Annotated in this window: 5 protein-coding genes; 4 read left to right on the top strand and 1 reads right to left on the bottom strand. The window is 67.3% G+C overall.

From position 1 onward, the window contains the following. Nucleotides 1-97 precede the first annotated feature (97 nt). From GA0115259_RS24670 to GA0115259_RS24665, 3 genes are all read left to right on the top strand, one after another. On the top strand, nt 98-556 hold the full coding sequence (locus GA0115259_RS24670) for a molybdenum cofactor biosynthesis protein MoaE (protein ID WP_093601098.1): 459 nt from the start codon (nt 98-100) through the stop codon (nt 554-556). 294 nt (nt 557-850) lie between these two features. Continuing rightward, a complete protein-coding gene (locus GA0115259_RS40555) occupies nt 851-1,021 on the top strand; it encodes a hypothetical protein (protein WP_176732639.1) in 171 nt (56 codons plus the stop codon). Nucleotides 1,022-1,132: 111 nt separating this feature from the next. Continuing rightward, nucleotides 1,133-2,221 (top strand): YlbL family protein, encoded by a 1,089-nt coding sequence (locus tag GA0115259_RS24665; RefSeq protein ID WP_093601096.1) that lies wholly within the window; start codon nt 1,133-1,135, stop codon nt 2,219-2,221. A 28-nt stretch (nt 2,222-2,249) separates the two neighbouring features. On the opposite strand, the gene GA0115259_RS24660 is transcribed toward GA0115259_RS24665, so the two are convergent. Further along, entirely contained in the window at nt 2,250-2,807 is a 558-nt protein-coding gene (locus GA0115259_RS24660) for a PPA1309 family protein (protein ID WP_093601094.1), read from the bottom strand. Nucleotides 2,808-2,954: 147 nt separating this feature from the next. On the opposite strand from GA0115259_RS24660, the gene GA0115259_RS24655 reads away from it, so the two are divergent. Beyond that, a partial coding sequence (locus GA0115259_RS24655; RefSeq protein ID WP_176732640.1) for a UPF0182 family membrane protein occupies nt 2,955-5,848 on the top strand: 2,894 nt, incomplete at its 3' end.

The raw sequence follows: 5,848 nt of genomic DNA, 5'->3' as shown, positions 1-5,848 counted from the left end.
TGACACGGGCCGCTGACGCGAGGCCGTCGGCCGGAGCGGCCGTACGGACCGTACGCGCCGTTCCTGGATGTCAGTGGCGTACGGCACGATGGGGACCATGGCGAGCACGCATTCCCATCCGGGCGAGCAGGCGGGACAGGATCCCATCCGCCTGCTGGCGATCCGCGACACTCCACTGACCGTCGACGAGGTCTTCCGCGCGGTTGGGGACGACGCCGCGGGCGGTACGGCCCTTTTCGTCGGTACGGTGCGCAACCATGACGGCGGCGCCGATGTGGACACCCTCGGCTACTCCTGTCATCCCTCCGCGGAGGCGGAGCTGCGGCGCGTGGCCGAGAAGATCGTCGCCGGCCATCCGGTGCGGGCGCTGGCGGCCGTCCACCGAGTGGGCGATCTGGAGGTAGGAGATCTGGCGGTCGTGGTGGCGGTCTCCTGCCCGCACAGGGCCGAGGCGTTCGAGGCCTGCCGGAAGCTGATCGACGACCTCAAGCACGAGGTCCCGATCTGGAAACACCAGAAGTTCTCCGACGGCACCGAGGAATGGGTGGGCGCGTAGCGCCTCGTTGAGGGGTGGTGGCCGGGTGACGGGTTGGGCGGGTGGGCGCGTAGCGCCTCGTTGGGGGGTGGTGGCCGGGTGACGGGTTGGGCGGGTGGGCGCGTAGCGCCTCGTTGAAGGGCCCGGAGAGAACCACCGCCGGGCGTCCTGCCGCGGTGGGACCGGCCTGAAACCTGGTCGGTCGCGGACGGCCCGATTTGCGTAACCGCACCCCTGCCAGCAGCGTTGTCTCAGCAGATGGTTAATCTGCTGATCGGTCAGTTCACGGACGCTCATGTACGTCGGGAGGTCGGTATGGCCGCACTCGCCTGGTTGTTGATTCCGCTATTCGCCGCCGTAGGCGCGGCGATATGGGGAAGCTGGGCCGCAAGAGATCGCACGGTCGGGGATATCGCCGAGCTGAATGGCTATGCCCGGTTCCGTGATGCCATGGAAAAGGCGCATTCCGGTCCGGATCGGTTCTGACGTCGGACGCCGTGGCAGCCGCCCGTACGCATTCGCTGCGCCGATCCGCGCGCAGCCCCGTACGGACGGCCCCAGCGGTGCACAGAGGGACGGTTACCGTACTGTCGTTCCATGCCACGCCGCACCGCGACGATGCTCGCCTCCACCCTCATCCTCATCGCGCTGCTCTGCGCGGGAGTGCTCATCAAAGTGCCGTATTCGGAGATGAGCCCGGGACCGACGGTGAACACGCTCGGCAACGCCCGTGGAGAACCGGTACTTCAGATCTCCGGGCACAAGACCTATCCGACGTCGGGGCATCTCAATATGACGACGGTCAGGGTCACGGGCGCGGATTACAAGATGAACATCGTGGAGGCGGTCTACGGCTGGCTGGCACACGACAACGTCGTGGTGCCGCACGACACGCTCTATCCGGACGGCAAGACGGAGGAGCAGTCCACCCAGGAGAACGCCGAGGAGTTCAGCCAGTCCCAGGAGAGCGCCAAGGTCGCCGCCCTGAAGGAACTGGACATCCCGGTCTCATCGCGCACCGTCGTCTCCTCGGTGATCAAGGACGGCGCCGCCGAGGGCACGTTGCACGCGGGTGATGTGATCAAGCAGGTGGACGGTTCGCCGGTGCGGGAGCCCGCTGATGTCGCCCGGCTCGTCACCAAGCACAAGCCCGGTGAGGACGTCATCTTCGGCATCATCCCCGTGGCGGACGCGAAGGCTGCGGAGAAGCTCGGCAAGGAGCCCGAGGGCATCGAGCGGATCACGCTGACCACACAGAGGTCCGAGGAGGGCGACCGCGCGGTCGTAGGTATCACGGCCGGGACCGACCACACCTTCCCGTTCAACGTCGACATCAAGCTCGCCGATGTGGGCGGCCCGAGCGCCGGGCTGATGTTCGCCCTCGGCATTGTCGACAAGCTCACGCCCGGCGCGCTCACCGGCGGCAAGTTCGTCGCAGGTACGGGCACGATTGACGACCAGGGCCAGGTCGGCCCGATCGGCGGTATCGAGATGAAGCTGGTCGGCGCGCGCGGCGCGGGCGCCGAGTACTTCCTCACGCCGGAGCAGAACTGCGCGGCGGCGGCCTCCGACATCCCGGCCGGCCTCACCCTGGTGAAGGTGAAGACGATCGACGACGCCAGGAAGTCACTGAACAAGATCCGCGACGGGGACACGGCCGGTCTGCCGAGCTGTTCGGCAGGCTGACCGGCCGTCTCCACCACCGGGCCCTGGCCTATGCCTCGAACGTGGCCGCCAGGGCCTCGGCCAGGCCCGGCACCAGTCCCGAGCCCGTGAGCACCTCGCTCGGCGAGTCCTTCTCGCGCAGCCGCAGGGCCGACTCGCGGGCTCCGTCACGCAGCACGGCGACCGTCATCCGGACCTCCTGGCGCTCCGGATGGGCGGAGACCCACCGGGCGAGCCCTGCGTCGTCAAGACCGTCCGGTACGGACGCCTCCGCCGACGGCGGCAGCATCAGCCGCTCCACCGTCATCGCGCAGCCCACCACCGCCCCGGGCCAGGCGATGGTGCCGAGGAACTCGTCCAGCGGAGTGCCGGACGGGATCTCGTCCTGCTCGATGGGCGTGAGCGGAGCGACCGCGCCGCCGTCGTCGAGACCGAGCTGGGCGGCCAGCTCCGGCTCGTCGGTGCGCAGCCGCGCGGTGTCGACGAGCGCGAAGAGCCGGGCCGGCTGGTCCCAGCCGAGCCCCGACGCGTACTCGTCGATTTCGAGCACCGCGCGGGTCAGCGGGCTCGCGGCCATGGGTGTACCTGAGGGAGAGACGTTGGACATGGTCGATATCCTGCCTCCTTCGGACCCCGGTGCGGGAACTAGGTAAAGCCTCAGTAAGTTGCATGAGTGGGTCCTACGATCGCTGGGGCCCGCTTCACACGCTGAAACACGACCGCGAACTTCGAGGTGCGCACGTTGGCTTTCCAGATGCCGGACCGCGGCGGAGGCCCGACCGGGCCACGGATCAGAGTGGGCCGGCCGTCCCGTCGGGCCCGGACCCTGCTCATGACGTTGGGAGCGCTGGCCGTGCTGGCCATGCTCTTCGTCATGTTCGCCGGGTTCTGGACCGACTGGCTCTGGTACCGCTCGGTGAAGTACTCATCGGTTTTCACGACCACGCTCTGGACGAAGGTCGGTCTCTTCGCCGTCTTCGGGCTGCTGATGGCCCTGGCCGTGGGTCTGAACATCTGGCTGGCGCACCGGCTGCGCCCGCCGCTGAGCGCGATGTCGATGGAGCAGCAGAACCTCGACCGGTACCGGATGGGGATCGCACCGTACAAGAAGTGGGTGCTTCTGGCGATCACCGCGCTGGTCGGGCTGATCGCCGGCGCCTCCGCCTCCGGCCAGTGGCGCACCTGGCTGATGTGGGTGAACGGAGTGCCCTTCGGCCAGAAGGACCCCCAGTTCAAGATGGACGTGTCGTTCTACGCGTTCGATCTTCCCTGGTACCGCTTTCTGCTGGCCTTCGGCTTCGCCGCCGCCGTGCTGTCGCTGATCGCCGCCGCGCTGACGCACTATCTGTACGGAGGGCTGCGGATCACCAGCCCGGGTGCGCGCGCCACGGCCGCCGCCACCGGCCATCTGTCGGTGCTGATCGGTGTCTTCGTCTCGCTGAAGGCCGTGGCGTACTGGCTGGACCGGTACGGGCTGGCCGTGAAGGCCAGTGACTTCAAGGCCGCGGGCAGCTGGACCGGACTGCGGTATGTGGACGCCAACGCCTATCTCCCGGCGAAGACGATCCTCTTCTGCATCGCCGTCATCTGCGCCGTGCTGTTCTTCGCGACGCTCTGGCGCCGCACCTGGCAGCTTCCGGTGATCGGCTTCGGTCTGATGGTGCTCTCGGCGATCCTCATTGGCGGTCTCTACCCGGCGATCGTGCAGAAGTTCCAGGTCCAGCCGAACGAGCAGGCCAAGGAAGCGCCGTACATCAAGAAGAACATCGACGCCACGCGCGCGGCGTACGGCATCGACGACGCCGATGTGCAGGACTACCAGGGCAAGGGCGATCCGGCCAAGAAGGCCGATCAGCGCAAGGCGGCCGACTCCGCGGCCAGTTACCGGCTGGTCGACCCCAATGTGGTCTCGCCCGCGTTCCAGCAGCTTCAGCAGGAGCGTAAGTACTACCAGTTCCCGGCCACGCTGGACGTCGACCGGTACACCGATGCCGATGGCAAGATCCAGGACACGGTCGTCGGTCTGCGCGAGCTGAACATCACGGGTATCCCCAAGCGCAACTGGATCAACGACCACTTCACCTACACGCACGGGTACGGAGCGATCGCCTCCAAGGGCACGAACACCGTGACCGACGAGAACAAGGGCACGGTCGGCGCTCCCGAATTCACCGAGTCCGGTCTGCCGACGAGCGGCCAGCTCGACAAGTACGAGCAGCGGATCTACTACGGCGAGAAGACCGAGCAGTACTCGATCGTGGGCGGCCCGCAGAAGGAGCTCGACTACGAGAAGAACGGCGAGCAGACCACGAGCTACGCGGGCAAGAGCGGAGTCGATCTCTCCAATCCGCTGAACCGCGCGGCATACGCCGTGGCCTTCAGCGAGCCGCAGATGGTCTACTCCGGCGCCATCGGCGACGGCTCGCGCATCCTTTACAACCGCACGCCCAAGGAGCGCGTCGAGGCGGTCGCGCCCTGGCTGACGATCGACGGCGACGCCTATCCCGCCGTGGTCGACGGCCGTATCCAGTGGATCGTGGACGCGTACACCACGACGAACGGCTACCCCTACGCGTCCCGTACGACGCTGGGCGACACCACGGCCGACTCGCTGACCGACAACCAGCGCGCGGTCGTCGCACAGCAGAACCAGGTCAACTACATCCGGAACTCGGTGAAGGCCACCGTCGACGCCTATGACGGCACGGTCAATCTGTACCAGTGGGACACCGAGGACCCGGTGCTCAAGACCTGGATGAAGGCCTTCCCCGGCACGGTGAAGGCGCGGGACCGGATCGATCCCGATCTGCTGGCCCATCTTCGTTATCCGCAGGACATGTTCAAGGTGCAGCGCGAGCTGCTCACCCGCTACCACGTCACCAACCCCGCGCAGTTCTACAGCGGCAGTGACGCGTGGCAGGTGCCGAACGATCCGACCAACAAGAACAGCAGCGCGGTCCCGCCGTACTATCTGAGCCTCAAGATGCCCGGTCAGGACGATCAGAGGTTCTCGCTGACGACGACCTTCACGCCCAACGGACGCCCCAACCTCGGTGCGTTCATGGCGGTGGACGCGGATGCGACCAGTGCGGACTACGGCAAGATCAGAGTGCTGAGAGTGACCTCGACCGTCCAAGGCCCGCAGCAGGTACAGAGCGAGCTGAACGGTGTGCCCGAAGTCGCCGAGTTCGTCAGGAACTTGAGAGGCACCGACTCGGACATCGAGTACGGCAATCTGCTGACCGTGCCGCTCGAAGGCGGCTTCCTCTATATCGAGCCGGTATACGCGCGCGGTGGCAGCGCCAACTATCCGCTGCTGAAGAAGGTGGCCGTCTCCTACGGAGGCAAGCCCGTCTTCAAGGACAGCCTGGGCGAGGCGCTCAACGCCGTGTTCGGCGAGGAGAGTTCCGAGCCGCCGGTCACGACACCGCCACCGTCCGACGGCGACACCACCAAGCCGCCCGCGACCGGTTACACGGCGCTCCAACAGGCCATCGCCGACGCGCAGAAGGCGTACGACGACGGTGAGGCGGCGCTGGCGAAGCAGGACTGGGCGGCGTACGGCAAGGCGCAGGAGGCCCTCCAGGACGCCCTGCGACGGGCCGCCGCGGCGGACAGCAGTCCGGCCGGCGGCTCGGACAGCGCGTC

Origin of the sequence: Streptomyces sp. MnatMP-M17, assembly GCF_900091995.1 — a bacterium.
In the GTDB taxonomy this organism is placed as follows: Bacteria; Actinomycetota; Actinomycetes; order Streptomycetales; family Streptomycetaceae; genus Streptomyces.
This window is presented reverse-complemented; position numbering and strand designations above follow the sequence as displayed.